Source organism: Bartonella sp. JB63, assembly GCF_002022665.1.
Classification (GTDB): Bacteria; Pseudomonadota; Alphaproteobacteria; order Rhizobiales; family Rhizobiaceae; genus Bartonella.
Genome location: NZ_CP019788.1, coordinates 958,424 through 975,395 on the forward strand (window position 1 = coordinate 958,424; position 16,972 = coordinate 975,395).

The following is a 16,972-nucleotide window of genomic DNA, read 5'->3' on the forward strand; positions in this document are numbered from 1 at the left end:
CGAAGTATTACATCTATTAATAGAAAAAATAAAATGTATATGGTAAAAATTATACGGAATCTCTCTAAGAAAAAACAAGAGAAAATTTGATAAATGTATTTTTTTCTAGACAAAAAATATAATAAATTGTGGAATACCAATAAAAATTTAAATTTTCACTAAAAAATTCAAAAAAAATAAGAGAACTAAAATTATAAATATTGACTACAAATATTATTATAAAGTAATGATATATTGATACATTGTGTGCCTTTATGGACAAAAGCTCACACCATGATGATTTATTTGAGGGAGATAATTCATGGCGCGTCCTGAAACAGAAGCAAAAACTATATTTGGAAAACGTCTACGTCATATACGCATCGCTTTAGGTGATCCGCCGCGTGAAACGTTAGCCAAGCAGTTTAACATGACAAAAAACTCCATTGCTTTTTATGAGCGTGGAGAAAGAGAGCCTAATCTCAACGTATTACAAACATATCGTACGTTGTATGGCGTCAATATTAATTGGCTCTTAACTGGGCAAGGTAAAATGTTCGACACTGAATACACTAAAGGAGAATTTGATTGGGACTACTTCATTAAAAAAATTGAAGGACTTGAAGATATTCTTACAAATAGCGCACACAGTGACGAACCAAATCAAGATAAAATTGAAAGCTCTTATGAGAAATTACAGCAATATTTATTATCACAAGGTGTTCCTAATGGGCTAAATTCCAAAGCAGCTGCTTCTCTTGTTCATATGAAAGCAAAGCTCGCTAATTCTTATGCTCTTAGCTTATTTGTTGATCTACTTATTCGAAGTATAGCCCATAAAGAAAGAATTTCTAATCAATAGTTTTTATATTGTAAAAGTACGATAGAGTCACTTCACTACCAGATAATAAAAATAAGTTTATTTTTATTATCTGGTAAAATTAGTTTATTTTATGACCTTTTACTATCGTAGTAAAATGATTAAATATTATTTGCATTTACTGATAATGATATAAAAATCATACAATTACGATTTATTTTCAAAAATTTTGTTGAAAATCAAAAAAGTTTTAAAAAAAACATATTGATTTTCTACCATGATAATGTGTCTTCTGATATCAAATATGTTAGAATTTCTTTGACGAAGATTATTTATGGGACAGAAAATATGTATTTTGAGATATTTCAGGGTGTTCGCAATCAGTGGTATTGGCGTTTAATCTCAAAAGATCAGAAAAAAATTGCTTTTTCTAGTCAAGGTTATTCAACAAAACAAGATACTCTAATGGGAATTGAACAAATCAAAAAAATTACACGTAATACTTCTATCAAAGAACTTCAGTCTTAATGTTTGTTAGCACAAAACAAAAGAGTTTTCATTTTATATTTTCATATATTGAATTCGTACCATACTCTGGCTTTCAAGAAGAGCATTAACTTCTTCCCGCGATGGAGCGGAATCAGATGCTCTTTTTTTTTGTAGTTGCCAAAACACCACATGCAGCAGCTAAGTGATTACTTTCTGCAAAAGACATATCTTTTGTTAGACCAGCAACTAAACCGCCATTAAAGTTATCACCAGTTACAATAGCAGCAATTGTTTCCACCTAAAAGGAAAGATGAAACCCTTCATTCTTTGTAAAAAACAAACTCCTTTATTTCCTATTTTTATAACAGCGATTTCTAATCCACGCTTTAAAAGTACCTTTACTGCTAAACAAGCTGCTTTTATATCTATTGGATAAATACCTGTTAATTTTTCGGTTTCTGTTTCATTAGGTGTCATAATATGAATCAAATGATAAAGTTCTTAAGGGAAAATCAGAAACTTGACATATCATATCAATATTAATACTATCAAAAACAATAATAGAAGGTGTAGACATATACAATTTTCTTTACATTAAAGCTCCCTAAATTAATTATAAATAAACATACAATTTCATCTATTATTCTTTTCCTGATTCTTTATCATTAATTTCAACGGAATAGAAATATGGTTTTCTATTGCTTCATCTTTGATGAGTTTATCTATTGTTTCCACACTTAATTTCCCGATTTCGTTTAATTGCCGCGAAATCGTTGCATAAAGTGCACCACTTTTGACAGCGGCTATCCCTTACCTGTACCATCAAAACAAACAACTATAATATTACGTCCACTTGCCTATACAGCACGCGCTACTTTAAAAGCCATCTCATCATTTTATGCAAAAACAGCATCAACATCTTTATACAATTGTAACAAATTTTCAGTCACATTAATTTCTTGTATACGATCAAAATTTGCTGGCTGCTTTGCAATTATCTTCAATCCCAAAGAAGCTGCTGCTTCATTAAAACCTTGTCCTCACTCACGTGAAGCAAATGTTCCAGAAACCCCTTCTAATTCAATAATCTTTCATTTTCTACCTAAAGAGTTAAACAAAACCTTAACAGCAATTTTACACCTTCAATATTACTATATGTGCCGTAACTTTAGCTTCATTAACAGAACGATCAAGAGTAATAACAGGAATTTTAGCGCTATTAGCAACTAAAATTAAACTCCACGCAGAATCAGAATCGGTGGAATTAATCATTAAAACTTTAATATTCGCCTTACAATATCTTCACAGTATTTGCTAACTCACGAACAGGATTCTATTCTGGCTATCCAAACAATAAGATCATAAACTAATTCTTTTGCTCTATTTTGCACGCCATCTTTAAGTGCTACAAAAAATGAATTATTTTAAAGTGGAAATAACAAAACCGATTTTTTCAGCTGCCTAGCTACTAATAATCAAAATAGATAAAATAATAGCTATCACAAAAACTGTTAATATATATCATATTGCTTTCATATAGGTATTCTCCTTATAAACTATAATCTCTATTGTGCAAATTTAAAATCACGGTCAATCAAAACAGTTAAAAGAATAACAGTACCTTTTACAACTTGCTGATAGTAAGATGAAACTTCCAGAATATTAAGAACGTTATTCAGAACACCAATAATTAATGCACCAATCAAAGTTCCTAAAAGCATTCCAAGCCACACGAAAGATGACTACACCCATTACAACTGCTTCAATAGCATCAAGTTCATACCCTATTCCTGCCGTTGGTTATGCACTGCCTAGACGCGATGTTTCAATTAAAACCGCCACAGCAGCAGTCAAACCACAAAACGCATAAATGATAACCTTAACACTATGAACATCTATACCTGAAATTTGTAACTGTTTCTCTGCCACTCAAAGCGTAAACATAGCGCCATAAGCGAGTAAAAATCAAAATAATAGCGCTTACAATAAAGATAAATCCGACCACTAAAATTGGAAAAGGAAAAAATCCAATATAACCTACCCCAATAAAAACATTTAGCGTTCTCACCAAAACCAATAATTAGCTGAACATTACTATAAATTCAAAGTAATACCACGCAAAATTGACATAACAGCTAAGGTAGCAACAAAAGGTTGAACACCTCTGCATCAGCAATAAGATCTTTAACCGCTAAAAGAGATTCCCCTTTTTTTACTTCAATATGAGAATATTGATCTTGGATATCACATCTCACCATGTGACGAATCAAAGTTTTTTCATCAAGCATAGAAGCTTTGCCTGTAAACAGCATTTTTCCATCACGCAATACTGATATATCGTGACAAAATTCAAAAATCTCATTCAAACGATGAGAAATATAAACAATAGCTTTTTCTTCAGCTGCTAAAGCACGAATAACTGAAAAAAGTGATTCAGTTTCTACCTGAGAAAGAAGAGCTGTTGGCTTATCCATGATAATAATATCAGCATCAAACAAAAGAGCTCGAGCAATCTCAACCATCTGCTGTGCTTCAATATTTAATTTTCCTATTTGTGTTAAAGGTGAAATTATTTTGTTTGAGTCGATCTAATACGATTTGTATAGCGGGATTTTATTGTTTTTTACATATGAAGCTAAAATGATTAACTTTTTGACGTTCTAAAAACAAATTGTCTGTAATTAACAAAGCAGATAAAAGAATTTAATTGCTAGTGAATAATCGCTACCCCCATTTCAATGGCTTCTTTGGGGCTAGAAAGTTTAAATTCTTTCCCCTTTAACAACATTTGGCCGCGACTATTATTGAAGAAATCAGGCTGATAAATTTCACTAATCAAGCGCATCAAAGTTGATTTTTCTGCTCCATTTTCGCCTATAAAAGTGAATACGACCAAGAGCTAATTCAAATTTATAGATTTTAAAACCTGTATCCATGAAAAGATAATATTGCTAAGTTTCAAAATGTTTGTCATGTGACTTCTCTTGAACTCAAAGAATGCCAATCCAATAAGCACAATAATACTTGCGAAGGAAAAAATTGACCTATTCGCATCAATACATGTGGATACATAGATGAATTCCGCGAATACATCATTAAATTAATTGCATGAGAAAATGAAAAAACAAATAAACTAATGCCAGAAATAATAAGCGTATTCATTTCTTTAAAAGTAAAAAACTTACCGATAAGCTGTGCATATAATAAACTAGAAAAGCAAATGTTACCTTCCTAAATTGAGAAAGCTGACCCCAATTATTTATTCCCAAAAGAGCTCCGCCTTTTGTATAGTTTCTGATATAAATTTTATAACTAAACATGAAAAAAGATAAAATATTGTATTATTTTAAGAGCTGTCCATACCATGCTTCCCTATAACTGCTCACAGAAATCATAGATGAAGCATCTGCTACTAAATAGTATTATTACATTTATCCCCACAATAGTAATTTTGTCTAAAATAACTTTCTTTCTTCGGCATTAACTGCATAATCTGTTGTAAAATCAATATCTCCGGTTATCATTTTATCATTGTAATAGGTACATTTCAACATTTTATAAAACCTATTCCTCTATGAAATACCATAATTTCTGTGTTGGTTAAATTAATAAAAGTTTATCATCATAAAAATAAATATCAATTTTTTTACTTTCAATTGATCTCTATGTTTTTATCTATGACACCCATCTCAGCATAAAAACCTATTGCCAATTTCTGCAAACCTGCTCTTTTCAAAATCACCTTTATCTATTTTACCTTCACAACTTTATAGACTAATGATACATCTGCATTGACTTAAATAGAATATCCATAATAATTACATCATCTGCACTAATAATCGTAACTTTATTCAATACATATATTGTGTATTTTAGACTTATTCCATCAATAAATATCGTATATCATTTACAAATGATATTGAGATATCGTCTTTAAAAAATTTTATATTATAATATATTAAATATAGATAAAATGCTCGCTTCTATAGCATTAACTGAAACAAGAAAAGAATTTATGATACATTTAATATCCAACAACTTAATATAGCTCAGCTTATACAAATAAATACACTTCAAATTATTATCATAACATAATACAGTTCTGATCTCATATTCAGTCTTTGTATTGGCTTTTAAAATAATCTAAAAAGAATAAGTTAAAATATTCAATAAACAATGCCAAATTTAAAACAATTATTACAACTGTTGTTTAGTACGATATCAGTAGTTTTAATTCTAATTACCTTGAGACCAATCTAACTCGCTGTAATGGCAGACTACAGCAAACAACTCAGAAAGCAATCTATATTAAAAATTTATTTCTAAATCGAAATGCATAAGCCAATTTCTAAATACGTTACTCTGTGTCTTAGCAGCCTGATATGTCTATAGAAATTATAAATAAAGATAAAAGCCTTTATTTCTGAAAACTATAAATTTAATCTTTATAAGTTCCATTAAAAAACTTAACGGAATTTATAAACAGTTGTTCAAAACAAAAACAAGCTAATTTTTATGTTTTAAAACTGATAGCGCAATCCAGCTGAAATACTGGTTCCAGAAAAACCAGCTCTAGTTAGTTTATGTTTATATAACAGATCACCATGAAGCACTATATTAGGAAGTAATTGGGCATGAACGCCTAGACCTGCTTCTACTGTAGAACCAAATGCTCCTAACTGAAAAGCATCTTTAAAATATACTATCTGTTTTCTTTTATAATTATGTACAAGATGAAGTTTACTATAAAAAGAAACAATACATGGCTCTTCACCCCTTGCCAAAGCTTTGGTGACACGACCACCAACACGCGCAATCCATTGATCATGTTTCCTTAAATCAATATCGAATTGATCGATATCATGAGCTTTATCAAATATAACAGACTGATAAATAACCTGAAGTTGCGGTTCAATAATAAACCCATCATAATTCGTTATAATAGCTCGACCTCCCATTAAAGAAGCACTTAAAAGTGCACCTTTTAATGTCGCTGTTTTTCCTCGAACTAAAGTAGAAACAGCACCTTTAAAAGAACCATAAGATATAAATCCATTCGCATAAAATCCTGTATCATACTGCAAATGAGCATAAAACTTTCCTGACCATTTATTAAATATACTCTTTTGACTTTGTTTAACAGCACGAGGCTGAAGAGAGAGCCTACCATAAGTTCCTATAGTTCCTAAAGACAAAGCACTATGCTTACGCTCTAACGTGCTTAATATAACACCTGCCGTTATAGCATTATAATCAAGATCAGCTCCATAACCATATTCAAAAACGGTCAAATTCGAAGCATAACGGTGATTACCACCATAACCATGTATAAAAAAGCTTGGTTTTATATTTTTCTCAGGCTCGTTTATAGTATTTTGCATGATTTCCAAAAATTCGTGTTGATTACTCATATCTACTAAATCTGCATGAAATAAAGCATGAGGCAAAAGCAAATAACTTGGAAGTTGCGGCACGATTGCTGGCACTTTTTTTTCAGATGTATCTGGTTTCTTTGGATGTTGAGGTTCAGATGGTGAAGGAATATCTGGATCTGGAGGAACCGGCACTTTTTCAGATGTATCTGGTTTCTTTGGATGCTGAGGTTCAGATGGTGAAGGAACATCTGAATCTGGAGGAACAGGTTCTACTGGAGGTAGAGCGATATATTCACTCTGGAGACGATAATCCCAAAAATCATTATTAGATTCATTTTCTTCTTTCTCATTATTTCCAACCAATTTTTGTCCTGGATCCGCCGACCCTAAATTAGAACTTGGACCATAAGCAGAAAGCTTATATCGGTAGGGAGAAGCATTTACTGTAATATAACCGCCTTTCAGTTTAAAGGAATCCTGTTGTGCTATTCCAGAAACCTGAATAAGGGAAATACCCTGAGTATTTCCAAAATTATTCTTATTTGTATTGTTTGTATTGCCTCTTCGATTTTCTGAAATACCTCTTACATCAACTGTAGTTTTACCAGAAACATTACCATGGATCAAAACTCTATCAGTTTTCTGACTATCAAGCGAACCATCAGGACTCAAACTTGTGTTTAAATGAATCTGGGCATTATTCCTCGCAATATAAACATCACCTGTCCCTTTCCCAATGCGAAGTGTTCTATAATCATAGGTTTCACTAGACTTTAATCTTTTAAAATTAATGGAACTACTATCAAGACTGACTACTGAAATAAATAAATTGTTCAAATCCAACTCTTTATAATTTTGTTTGGTTTGTGTCAAAAACCACACAGAATTACCACTTAAATAAAGTTCAGCAGTAGAGCTGTCATCAACATAAATACCCCCTGTGAGTGAAGAATTATCAGCTAAAACAAGCACCGAAGATTTCTTTTCAGCCACTAACAATAAATGACCAGTGCTAATAGAACTTTGTGATAAGGCAACGTTACTTCCTTCTGAATCAGTGCTATAAATGGCTGGACTCTCTAAAACCGTCAGATTCGTATTTCTTAAACTAACAAGTCGTATTCCAGGTTCAATCGCTGTCATATCTAAATCTTCTTCATCCGCTTTTTCATCCGCTTTGACTCTTGCTACTAGATTCTCTCCTTTAAAATATATACCGTAGGATTTATCTCCTTTTACCTCGATATTCGATCTTTCGATGTTGGCCTTTGTTACTTTAATGTCTTTTTGTAAATTCTGACTCAATCGAATCGAATTAGAAGTAGCAACCGTATTTTCCAATAATAGACCATGAACACCAGTAACGTTAATATTGCCATTTTTAAAATCAATAGAGCCCCCTTGATCTATATGAAAAACAGCATAATTTGTTTGTTTTTCTTTCCCACCTTTTCTAATAATAGTAGTACCATCGAAATTAACACTCCCCATCAAAGCTGTATAAACTGCATCACTGTTTGTAAAATCAAGCATCCCACCGTTTTTTACCTCAACACTTGCACCATTCATACTCAAAAAACTCGCTTTTCCATCTTTCGTCTTAATCTGTGGATTGACTAAAATAACATTCGTTGGCTTCCCCAATGCCTGAACAGCCATATCACTATCTTCAATCGCACCATTATACATCCCAATTATTCCATCACTAACATGAAGAGCTATATGTAAATTCTTCAAAACGGACTGGGTTAGAACGACTTTTCCCCCTTTCGATACATCCACACCATATAATTTACGTTCAGTTTTTTCAGACATTCTATCTAAACTACCCAGCGTTATATTTGTCCCATTAATATCTACATCTTTCCCATCTGCTATTATTGTCTGAAAAGTCTTATTTTGAATTGTTTTTTTCCCAGCAGCACTACATTTATAAATTGACGTATAACCACCTTCAGCATTTTCATTACACTGAGATGATTGATTGGGTTCTGATTTCACACTACTCTGCACCGAACAAAAAATAGCTGTTGCAAAGATATACCAATAATTATTAAACACTTTGATCATAATTCATTTCAAACTTTCTCCCCTGCATTTAAATGTGAAAGGCACCCACTCAAAATTAGAAATACAAAGCTAAGTAAATTCTATATAGTTTAATACATTTTGTGTTTTATGTAAAGATAGAAACAAATCTACAACAAGCAAGATCTCAAAAAAGATTTATCAGATAGGTAAATTAGAATTGATAACGCACTCCACTTTAAAAACTCCTACAGAGAATCCTGGTCTGGTGAATTTATGTTGATATATCAGCTCACTATGAAGCAATATATTGATAGATAATTAGACCAAATATCTAAAATTTCCATTGTTGAAACAAAAGCCCCTAACTAGAAAGCATTTAAAATGCACAACCTATTTTATTCTGTAACTACGCGCACAATGAAATTTGCTATAAAAGGAAACAGCACAACATCTCTCGAATCATTATAAAAGCTTTTGTCAAAGGGTAACCAATACGCGTTTCCAGAGATCATATCCTAGTTCAATATAAAACTGATCATTATCACGAGCCTTATCAAACATGAAAAGCTGATAAATAACCTGTAACTGCGTTTTAAAAAAACTATCATAAATCGTCAAAATCTGTTCCCGTTAAAAAAGGGTTCAAAGATTCACCTTCTAATATCGCTTTTTTATCCCCGCTTTAAGTTATCATATTTTTCTTAAACATATAATAAGGATAAAAAATTCATCCATATTAAAAACATGTTGCAGAATGGCACTTATATTTATTCTCGATCATTTATTACAAGGTATTTTTTCAATATACTAAGATTGAAAAGATAATTTATAAAAAGTCATAAATAGCCAGATTACTAAAAAATGTGAAAATTGCATTCACTATTAAGATTTATCATCATCCGCTTTTATAGTTGAAGCTTTAATCTCAATGTTATCAGAAGAATTTTGAACAGTATTTATTACCATTTTCCCATTATTATCTGTCGATATTAAGTGAATCTAGCTTTACAATATTTATTTTCATACCATGAGCATTAATTTCAATATTTCTCTTTTGAAGATTTACAATCTCTGATATTAGAATAGGAAAAATTTTATTATTTATATTTATTATAATTTTTAAGCTTACTATGATTTGTTAATAAATGAAATTATAATTAACTTTCTTCATAATATGCAGAATATATAATTCACTATGCGTAGAATAATACAGTAAAACTATAATTCTAAATTCATTTTTTGAACTTAATAAAAACTAATCAATCTTTATAATATTCAAAGGAAATTTTTGTCTTTCAAATATATACTAAAATATAAATATGTATTAATTTGAGAAACATAATTATATCCAGATTATTTAATATCTTGAGAATTAATGCTTTAAAAGTAATGAGATCATCCAAATAATCTAAAACATCACTTTCAATAAAGTTTTGATTTTAGTTCATACATATTTTGATTAAAAAAATACTCTATATTTGCGTTTCTTCTGTATATAGATTACAGTTGAAGATAATTACTTACATCACATTTATTCACTTCTTTTTTTGGCAATAAATTTATGGTATCGGACATTCCTCCCCTTGCCCTTTTACCTTTGGGGGCACATGAGTATCATGGTAATCATCTTCCCTTTGAAACCGATTGGATTATTGCTGAATCTTTTGCAAAAGCACTTACCTTAGCAACAAAAGAGCAATTTCAAATCACACTCTTACCCGTTGAAAAAGTTGGCTATTCGGTAGAACATATGAATGTTATTGGTACACAAACCCTGACTTTTTCTAAAGCCATAGAACGTTGGATCAACATTGGTGAAAATTGTTATCATAAAGGCATCAAACGTTTTCTTATCCTCAATGCTCATGGAGGCAATTCACCTTTAATAAACATCGTCATTACGGAATTAAGAAGACGTTTTTCAATGCTTGCAGTAGCTACAAGTTGGAATCGTTTCGATTTACCAGAAGACTTAATGGAACCATCTCAGAAACATCTTGATATCCATGGAGGATTTATTGAAACTTCCCTAATGCTCTATTTAGCACCAGAAAAAGTACATATGGAGAAAGCAGAAAATTTTCATAATAAGCAAGCTGAGATGATTCAAAATTATCGATATTTAAGAGCCTATGGACCTCATGCTTTTGGATGGATGATGCATGATCTTAATGAAAAAGGGGCTGCAGGAAATGCAAACCAAGCAACAGCACAAGCAGGTAAAGCAATTTTTTCCCATATTCTTTGCGAGCTTCGCGCCTTACTTGATGATATCAAAAAATTTAAAATAGATGCATTACAATGAAAGACATAACTATGGAAAAAATACACAATACACCTTCCAAAATTCCTGTTACAGTCCTTACAGGATATCTTGGATCAGGAAAGACTACTCTTCTCAATCGAATTTTAAATGAAAACCATAACAAGCGTTATGCAATTATTGTCAATGAATTTGGTGAAATTGGTATTGACAATGATCTGATTGTTGAATCAGAAGAAGAAATTTATGAAATGAATAATGGTTGTGTTTGTTGTACAGTACGTGGCGACCTTATTCGCATTTTAGAAAGTTTAACGCAACGCTCTAATCGATTTGATGCTATCATCATAGAAACTACAGGAATTGCTGATCCTACTCCAGTCGCACAAACTTTTTTTATGGATGATACTGTACGTGAAAAAACAGTTCTTGACAGTGTCATTACATTAATTGATGCAAAACATCTACCGCTTCAACTTAAAGAAAGCCGTGAAGCGGAAGATCAAATTGCTTTTGCTGATATCATTTTGCTAAATAAAATCGATCTTGTTAGTGTAGAAGAACGAGCACACATCGAATCTCTTATTTACGCCATTAATCCTAATGCCATTATTTACGCAACAGAACATGCTAATATTCCTCTTAATAAAATTCTTAATCGTGGTTCATTTGACTTACAACGAGCTTTAGAAAATGACCCTCATTTTCTTGATCATGAAAACCCAGATCATGTGTGTGGTCCCGAATGCAATCACGAACATTATCATGGACACAACCATGAATCTCTTATGCATGATGTTACGATAACCTCTGTAAGTTTAAAAACAGGTGCTCTTCAACAAGAAAAATTTTTCTCATGGCTACAACAAGTTACCCAAGAACAAGGTCCTAATATCTTACGTTTAAAAGGTATTATCGCATTTCACGATGATGATGATCGTTATGTTATCCAAGGTATACATATGCTTCTTGAAGGACAACATCAACGTCCATGGCGTCAAAATGAAAAGCGTGAAAGCCGACTTGTCTTTATTGGTCGTTTTCTCGATGCTGAAAAATTAAAAACTGATTTTGAAAATTGCATATAAGCGAGTCAAAATGCCAAGTATTATCCCTTATAATCTGCAAAGTTATTGTTTATCTTGTGGTTTTATTAACGATAGACCAGCTTTTATTTCAGTAGAGGGTTTGATTGTTCTTTTCAAACAAAACCCGCAAATCATTGAAGTGCATAAAGGAATAATTTCAAGCCACTTTTCTCCTGATAATACAGCTATTATAACGGGTGGAGAAGATGGTAAAGTATGTAAAACAACAATAGATGGCCGCGTCGAGATATTGGGTGTACAAGAAGGTAAATGGATCAACAGTGTTTCTTTTGGCCCACATAACGTGTTTGCTTTTGCTTCTTCGCGTCTAATGTCAGCTGATATTGGTAAAGGTTTACAAGAATTTTTGCACGAATACAGTGTAGAAAGTTTGGCCTTCGCCCCAAAGGGATTACGGCTTGCGGTTGCACACTATAATGGTGTTACTCTTCATTGGTTATTGACACAAACAAAACCAACTATCCTAGAATGGAAAGGAGCACACTGTGATGTCATTTTTTCACCAGATAACCATTATGTAATTTCTACAATGCAAGAGAATGCCTTACATGGTTGGCGCCTTGCAGACAAACAACATTTACGTATGAGTGGCTATCCAAGCAAAGTTAAAAGCTGGTCTTGGAGCACAAAAGGAAAGTGGCTAGCAACATCAGGTGCATCAGCTGCAATTGTTTGGCCTTTTTATACGAAAGATGGCCCAATAGGTAAAGCACCATTAGAGCTTGGAGTACGAACAAATGCACTTGTTAGTATAGTTTCATGCCATCCAAGCAAAGAAATTGTAGCTATAGGCTTTAACGATGGAATGATTTCATGTGTACATTTTAGTGGTGGAAAAGAAATATTTATTAAATCCTGCAGTAATAGTGCCATTTCAGCACTCAGTTGGAATAAAACAGGTAATTACCTTGCATTTGGCAGTGAAAATGGTGAATGCGGCATCATAAATATGACCACTTAAAAACATAACAATAAAGCGTTTTTTATACTTTAAAACTGATAGCGTATACCCCCAGAAATACTTGTGCCAGAGAAACCTGCTTTAGTGAGTTTATGTTTATATAATAAATCGCCATGAAACACTATTTCAGAAAGTAATTGGGCATGAATGCCTAGCCCTGCCTCCACTGTAGAACCAAATGCCCCTAACTGAAAAGCATTTTTAAAATGTACTATCTGTTTATTTTCATAACTATGCGCAAAATGAAATTTGCTATAAAAAGAAACTATACGCTCCTCTTCAGACCCTGTCATAACTTTAATGAAACGACTACCAACACGTGCAATCCATTGGTTATGATTTCCTAAATCTATATCAAACCGATCAATATCACGAGCCTTATCAAACATGACAGACTGATAAATAACTTGTATCTGTGGCTCAATAACAAACCCATCATAATTCGTTACTATAGCTTGCCCTCCCATTAAAGAAGAACTCAGAAGATCACCCTTTAAAGTCGCTGTTTTCCCTCGAGCCAAAGTCGAAACAATACCTTTAAAGGAACTAAAAGAAATAAGCCCATTCATATAAAAGCCTGTATCACGCTGTAAGTGAGCATAAAACTTTCCTGACCATTTATCAAATACACTCTTTTGACTTTGTTCAACAGCATAAGGCTGAAGAGAGAGCCTACTATAAGTTCCTATAGCTCCTAAAGACAAAGCACTATGCTTACTCTCTAATGTCTTTACAACACCTGCCATCATAGCATTATAGTCAAGATCAGCATTATAACCATATTCAAAAACAGTCAAATTTGAAGCATAGCGATGATGACCGCCATAACCATGTATAAAAAAGTTTGCCTCTTCACTGCTACCAGTTTCATTGATCCCATTTCGCCTAGCTTCTAATAGCTCGTATTGATTATTCATATCTACAAAATCTGTATGGAATAAAGCATGAGGCAAAACCAAATAACTTGGAAGCTGTGGTACAACTGCCAGCACCCTTTTTTTAGGTAAATCTGGTTTCTCCGAACGTTGAGGTTCAAGAGGATCAATATATTCAACTTGAAGACGATAATCCCAAAAACCTTTATTAGATTTATTACCTCTATTTCCTTCTTCCCCATTAGTTCCAACCAATCTTTGTCTTGGATCCGCAGGACCTAAATCAGAACCTGGACCATAAGCATAAAGACGATATTGATAAGGTAAATTATCTAAGGTCATATAATTATTCGACAACTTAAAAGAATCTTGCTCAGCTGTTCCAGAAACCTGTATAATAGAAATACCTTTGTTATTTCCAACTCGATCCATTTCATCTCCGCCACTTCCTGAAACAGCTAAAACATGAACTGTAGTCGTACCAGATACATCTCCATCGATTAAAACTCGATCCGTCTTTTGATTAGCAATTTCACCCCCTTGATTTAGATAAGTATTAATATAAAGTTGTGCATTACCCTTTGCTGTATAAACAGTACCACTCCCTTTACCAATACGAAGCGTTTGATAAACATTCGATATCGGCTTTTTAAAAATAACACTACTATCTGAAAGAAGCATAGTAGAAATAGATGAATCTATAGCACTCAAACCATTTAAACGCTGCTGTTGCTGTGCCCTTCTTGTTAAAGTCCATGTCGAACCATTGTTCAAATGCAAATCCACTATAGCTCTATTGGTAATTAAAGCACCACCTTCTAGTTTAGAGTGGTCAGCCTCAATCTTTAAAACACCACTATTAGCTTGCAACAAAAGATCACCAGAAACAGTTGTATTCTCCGATAATTTAAGGCTGAGATCATGATTATTATCAGACTTATCACTATAAATAACCGTACTTTTGGGAACAGTAAAATTTGCTTTCTTCAAAGAAACAACTATACTTTTAGAAGGTTCGCTCTTCTTATCTTTATCTAGATGATGTAAATACATGCCATAAAATTGGTCACTATTTACTTGAATATTTGTACCATCAATATCAACCTCAATTGGTTTTAAAGCTTCTTCACTTGATTTTACAGTTTCTTTCGGCTCTTCAACATCAAACACCAGACCATGTGCATATTCTAGAGTAACATCTCCTTTCTCCATCGTTAAAACACTACCTGGACGTATATGAAAAGCAGTTTGAACAGTAGAAGAAAATACAGCATGCTGATGGTTAATATCGTCACTTCCTTTAACATTACTAATAGCAATATTGTCTAAAATAATCTCTCCTGTATCTATATAAACTGCATTACCTGACGTAAAAGTAATATCTCCCTTGCCTTCCTCTCTCCCCATCATAATAGAAGCATTGTCCTTATTTAAAAGACCTACCCCCTTATGACCGACTTTAATGCTGACCCCATCTAAACTAATATAAGCCCAATCACCACGAGAATAAACAGCAACCTCACTATCCTCAATTGATCCTGATCCCAGGTATATTAAACTATTGGATTCAGCATTAAGACCTACTGTTAAATCCTTCAAGGTTCCTTTACCTGAAATAACCGCACCCTCTTGTTCTACCCGCACACCATATATATGCTTAGGTATACGAGTACCTTCTCGTACTGGACCCGAAATCTTAATACGCTCCAAATCAAGGATAGCACTATTCAACACATATAGTGCAATTTCCCCTTCACTTAGTGTGATTTCTCTTTCTTGTTCTTGTCTTTGCTTCTGATTTTTTTGTTTATCTTTGTTTTGCCGTGTCACATAATATCGTTTTTCTTTTATAAAGTAGTTTATAATGGGATCTGCTTTGTCTAGACACTCTTTTACAGTAAAAGTACGATCGTCCAATTGTACGCTACTAGAACATTTTCTAATTTCTGGATGACCAGTATTAGCTAGAAGAAAAGAAGAGAGAAGAGAAGAGAAGAGAAGAGAAGAGAAGAGAAGATTTGCAGCATATTTAATATTTAACATGTAACAACTCAATAAAGCTAAAAATATTTAATATCATATTAACACATTATGAACTATATTACATCAATAAATACATTTCAAATTATTATTATAAATAAAGTATCTTTATTACATACCGTATCTCTGTATTAACCTTTACCAATTAAAAACACTTAATATCTCTTAACAGAAATATTCTTTAAGGTCGATCTTAAAGAAAGAGTCTCTCAATAACTTTATAGAGCTGAACTAAAAACATAGAATGCAGTAAATATTGACCAAAAAACAAAAAAAACTAATTTAAATAAAAAATAACACTTATAATCACGCATTTTATTATTTGTCTTTCATCATTAGCAATAGAATCATGGCCCCAACATAATCGTATCTTACCAATAAGTGGATTACGTACACTTTCACGAATACGAGCAACCTCTGCATTAAAAGGGTAAAGAGCAGCTAATGCTCTACGTTTTTGTTTGGGTACAAATAAAACTGATATTATCGATCACGATCTGTATTACGTAAAATATCAAGACAATAAGGAAGAAAATTTGTCATTCTATTGCAAATAATAACGCAGCAACCGCACGATCTTCAGCCAATAGAACATTAAACGTACGTACTGCAGCTCCCGTACTCATTGTATCTGTTGAAATATGCTTTTCCCATAAAAGAAACCTTAGCTTTTCGGGTAAGCTTAACAATTCGAGTCCAGTACCTATCAATAAAATCTCAATCTTATTTGCTTCTTCCAAAACACGAGAAATATTATCCTGTGTAGGAATAGGCCCTGCCATGTTGATACCATAAATACCTGACGGTAAACAAATAATAGAACCTTTATGAGACATATCTGCGAAACGAAATCCGCCATTCCCATAAGCATCAATAGGTGCACGTCCTGGAAAATGCGCTTTACGAATTTGAATTGCATATGACATAATAAGCATCCTTTATTTTTGAAAACCCAATTGCATTTTTCTCTCCTAAATCAACATATAAACTAATAATAAAAACTAACGCATAATCGTGAAACTATAACATT

At 32.6% G+C, this 16,972-nt stretch carries 16 protein-coding genes and 1 pseudogene; 7 read left to right on the forward strand and 10 right to left on the reverse strand.

The genetic code is table 11. The annotated features are described in order from the left end of the window. Positions 1-301 precede the first annotated feature (301 nt). Positions 302-841, forward strand: a complete 540-nt coding sequence (locus BJB63x_RS04255; RefSeq protein ID WP_078719141.1) for a helix-turn-helix domain-containing protein — start codon at positions 302-304, stop codon at positions 839-841. A gap of 306 nt (positions 842-1,147) precedes the next feature. Next, complete coding sequence (locus BJB63x_RS04260; protein ID WP_078719545.1) at positions 1,148-1,327, forward strand: YegP family protein; 180 nt, start codon at positions 1,148-1,150, stop codon at positions 1,325-1,327. A gap of 112 nt (positions 1,328-1,439) precedes the next feature. Here BJB63x_RS04260 and BJB63x_RS06495 read toward each other — a convergent pair whose 3' ends face one another. Continuing rightward, the gene (locus tag BJB63x_RS06495) at positions 1,440-1,586 is read right to left on the reverse strand and encodes a PfkB family carbohydrate kinase (RefSeq protein WP_153300754.1); all 147 of its coding nucleotides are present in this window, start codon (positions 1,584-1,586) and stop codon (positions 1,440-1,442) included. 12 nt (positions 1,587-1,598) lie between these two features. Here BJB63x_RS06495 and BJB63x_RS06700 point away from each other — a divergent pair, with 12 nt between their 5' ends. Next, the gene (locus BJB63x_RS06700) at positions 1,599-1,724 is read left to right on the forward strand and encodes a hypothetical protein (protein WP_257787797.1); all 126 of its coding nucleotides are present in this window, start codon (positions 1,599-1,601) and stop codon (positions 1,722-1,724) included. A 698-nt stretch (positions 1,725-2,422) separates the two neighbouring features. On the opposite strand, the gene BJB63x_RS06500 is transcribed toward BJB63x_RS06700, so the two are convergent. Together BJB63x_RS06500 and BJB63x_RS06505 are read right to left on the reverse strand one after the other, a co-directional pair. Beyond that, positions 2,423-2,560, reverse strand: a complete 138-nt coding sequence (locus BJB63x_RS06500) for a hypothetical protein (RefSeq protein ID WP_153300755.1) — start codon at positions 2,558-2,560, stop codon at positions 2,423-2,425. A gap of 293 nt (positions 2,561-2,853) precedes the next feature. After that, complete coding sequence (locus BJB63x_RS06505; protein ID WP_194284803.1) at positions 2,854-3,021, reverse strand: hypothetical protein; 168 nt, start codon at positions 3,019-3,021, stop codon at positions 2,854-2,856. 5 nt (positions 3,022-3,026) lie between these two features. Here BJB63x_RS06505 and BJB63x_RS06705 point away from each other — a divergent pair, with 5 nt between their 5' ends. Continuing rightward, positions 3,027-3,158 carry a hypothetical protein gene (locus tag BJB63x_RS06705; protein ID WP_257787798.1) on the forward strand — a complete coding sequence of 44 codons (132 nt, stop codon included), beginning with the start codon at positions 3,027-3,029 and terminating at the stop codon, positions 3,156-3,158. Positions 3,159-3,423: 265 nt separating this feature from the next. On the opposite strand, the gene BJB63x_RS04270 is transcribed toward BJB63x_RS06705, so the two are convergent. The 4 genes from BJB63x_RS04270 to BJB63x_RS06510 form a co-directional block, all read right to left on the reverse strand. Next, positions 3,424-3,810, reverse strand: a complete 387-nt coding sequence (locus tag BJB63x_RS04270) for a hypothetical protein (RefSeq protein ID WP_078719142.1) — start codon at positions 3,808-3,810, stop codon at positions 3,424-3,426. Between the two features lie 188 nt (positions 3,811-3,998). After that, a complete protein-coding gene (locus tag BJB63x_RS04275; protein WP_078719652.1) occupies positions 3,999-4,184 on the reverse strand; it encodes an ATP-binding cassette domain-containing protein in 186 nt (61 codons plus the stop codon). A gap of 1,624 nt (positions 4,185-5,808) precedes the next feature. After that, complete coding sequence (locus BJB63x_RS04280) at positions 5,809-8,733, reverse strand: autotransporter outer membrane beta-barrel domain-containing protein (protein WP_153300757.1); 2,925 nt, start codon at positions 8,731-8,733, stop codon at positions 5,809-5,811. Between the two features lie 438 nt (positions 8,734-9,171). Then, a complete protein-coding gene (locus BJB63x_RS06510) occupies positions 9,172-9,312 on the reverse strand; it encodes a hypothetical protein (protein WP_153300758.1) in 141 nt (46 codons plus the stop codon). 943 nt (positions 9,313-10,255) lie between these two features. On the opposite strand from BJB63x_RS06510, the gene BJB63x_RS04285 reads away from it, so the two are divergent. From BJB63x_RS04285 to BJB63x_RS04295, 3 genes are read left to right on the forward strand one after another with little or no spacing between them, the layout of a single operon-like run. Then, complete coding sequence (locus BJB63x_RS04285; protein ID WP_078719144.1) at positions 10,256-10,999, forward strand: creatininase family protein; 744 nt, start codon at positions 10,256-10,258, stop codon at positions 10,997-10,999. 11 nt (positions 11,000-11,010) lie between these two features. Then, positions 11,011-12,045 (forward strand): CobW family GTP-binding protein, encoded by a 1,035-nt coding sequence (locus BJB63x_RS04290; RefSeq protein WP_078719145.1) that lies wholly within the window; start codon positions 11,011-11,013, stop codon positions 12,043-12,045. A gap of 10 nt (positions 12,046-12,055) precedes the next feature. Then, the gene (locus BJB63x_RS04295) at positions 12,056-13,027 is read left to right on the forward strand and encodes a WD40 repeat domain-containing protein (protein ID WP_078719547.1); all 972 of its coding nucleotides are present in this window, start codon (positions 12,056-12,058) and stop codon (positions 13,025-13,027) included. 29 nt (positions 13,028-13,056) lie between these two features. Here BJB63x_RS04295 and BJB63x_RS04300 read toward each other — a convergent pair whose 3' ends face one another. The 3 genes and pseudogenes from BJB63x_RS04300 to BJB63x_RS04310 all read right to left on the reverse strand — a co-directional run bounded on the left by BJB63x_RS04300 (position 13,057) and on the right by BJB63x_RS04310 (position 16,868). Beyond that, a complete protein-coding gene (locus tag BJB63x_RS04300) occupies positions 13,057-15,945 on the reverse strand; it encodes an autotransporter outer membrane beta-barrel domain-containing protein (protein ID WP_078719653.1) in 2,889 nt (962 codons plus the stop codon). A gap of 319 nt (positions 15,946-16,264) precedes the next feature. Beyond that, a pseudogene (locus tag BJB63x_RS04305) lies at positions 16,265-16,485 on the reverse strand (squalene/phytoene synthase family protein); the annotation flags it as partial. Continuing rightward, positions 16,482-16,868, reverse strand: coding sequence for an Mth938-like domain-containing protein (locus BJB63x_RS04310; protein ID WP_078719549.1), 387 nt, complete (start codon positions 16,866-16,868; stop codon positions 16,482-16,484). The gene BJB63x_RS04310 and the pseudogene BJB63x_RS04305, both read right to left, overlap by 4 nt. Positions 16,869-16,972 lie beyond the last annotated feature (104 nt).

Bases quoted from the DNA above. Each gene is read 5' to 3' on its own strand.
- BJB63x_RS04255 (WP_078719141.1), top strand. From the start codon at position 302: ATGGCGCGTCCTGAAACAGAAGCAAAAACTATATTTGGAAAACGTCTA.
- BJB63x_RS04260 (WP_078719545.1), top strand. From the start codon at position 1,148: ATGTATTTTGAGATATTTCAGGGTGTTCGCAATCAGTGGTATTGGCGT.
- BJB63x_RS06700 (WP_257787797.1), top strand. From the start codon at position 1,599: ATGAAACCCTTCATTCTTTGTAAAAAACAAACTCCTTTATTTCCTATT.
- BJB63x_RS06500 (WP_153300755.1), bottom strand. From the start codon at position 2,560: ATGATTAATTCCACCGATTCTGATTCTGCGTGGAGTTTAATTTTAGTT.
- BJB63x_RS06705 (WP_257787798.1), top strand. From the start codon at position 3,027: ATGACTACACCCATTACAACTGCTTCAATAGCATCAAGTTCATACCCT.
- BJB63x_RS04270 (WP_078719142.1), bottom strand. From the start codon at position 3,810: ATGGTTGAGATTGCTCGAGCTCTTTTGTTTGATGCTGATATTATTATC.
- BJB63x_RS04280 (WP_153300757.1), bottom strand. From the start codon at position 8,733: ATGATCAAAGTGTTTAATAATTATTGGTATATCTTTGCAACAGCTATT.
- BJB63x_RS04285 (WP_078719144.1), top strand. From the start codon at position 10,256: ATGGTATCGGACATTCCTCCCCTTGCCCTTTTACCTTTGGGGGCACAT.
- BJB63x_RS04290 (WP_078719145.1), top strand. From the start codon at position 11,011: ATGGAAAAAATACACAATACACCTTCCAAAATTCCTGTTACAGTCCTT.
- BJB63x_RS04295 (WP_078719547.1), top strand. From the start codon at position 12,056: ATGCCAAGTATTATCCCTTATAATCTGCAAAGTTATTGTTTATCTTGT.
- BJB63x_RS04300 (WP_078719653.1), bottom strand. From the start codon at position 15,945: ATGTTAAATATTAAATATGCTGCAAATCTTCTCTTCTCTTCTCTTCTC.
- BJB63x_RS04310 (WP_078719549.1), bottom strand. From the start codon at position 16,868: ATGTCATATGCAATTCAAATTCGTAAAGCGCATTTTCCAGGACGTGCA.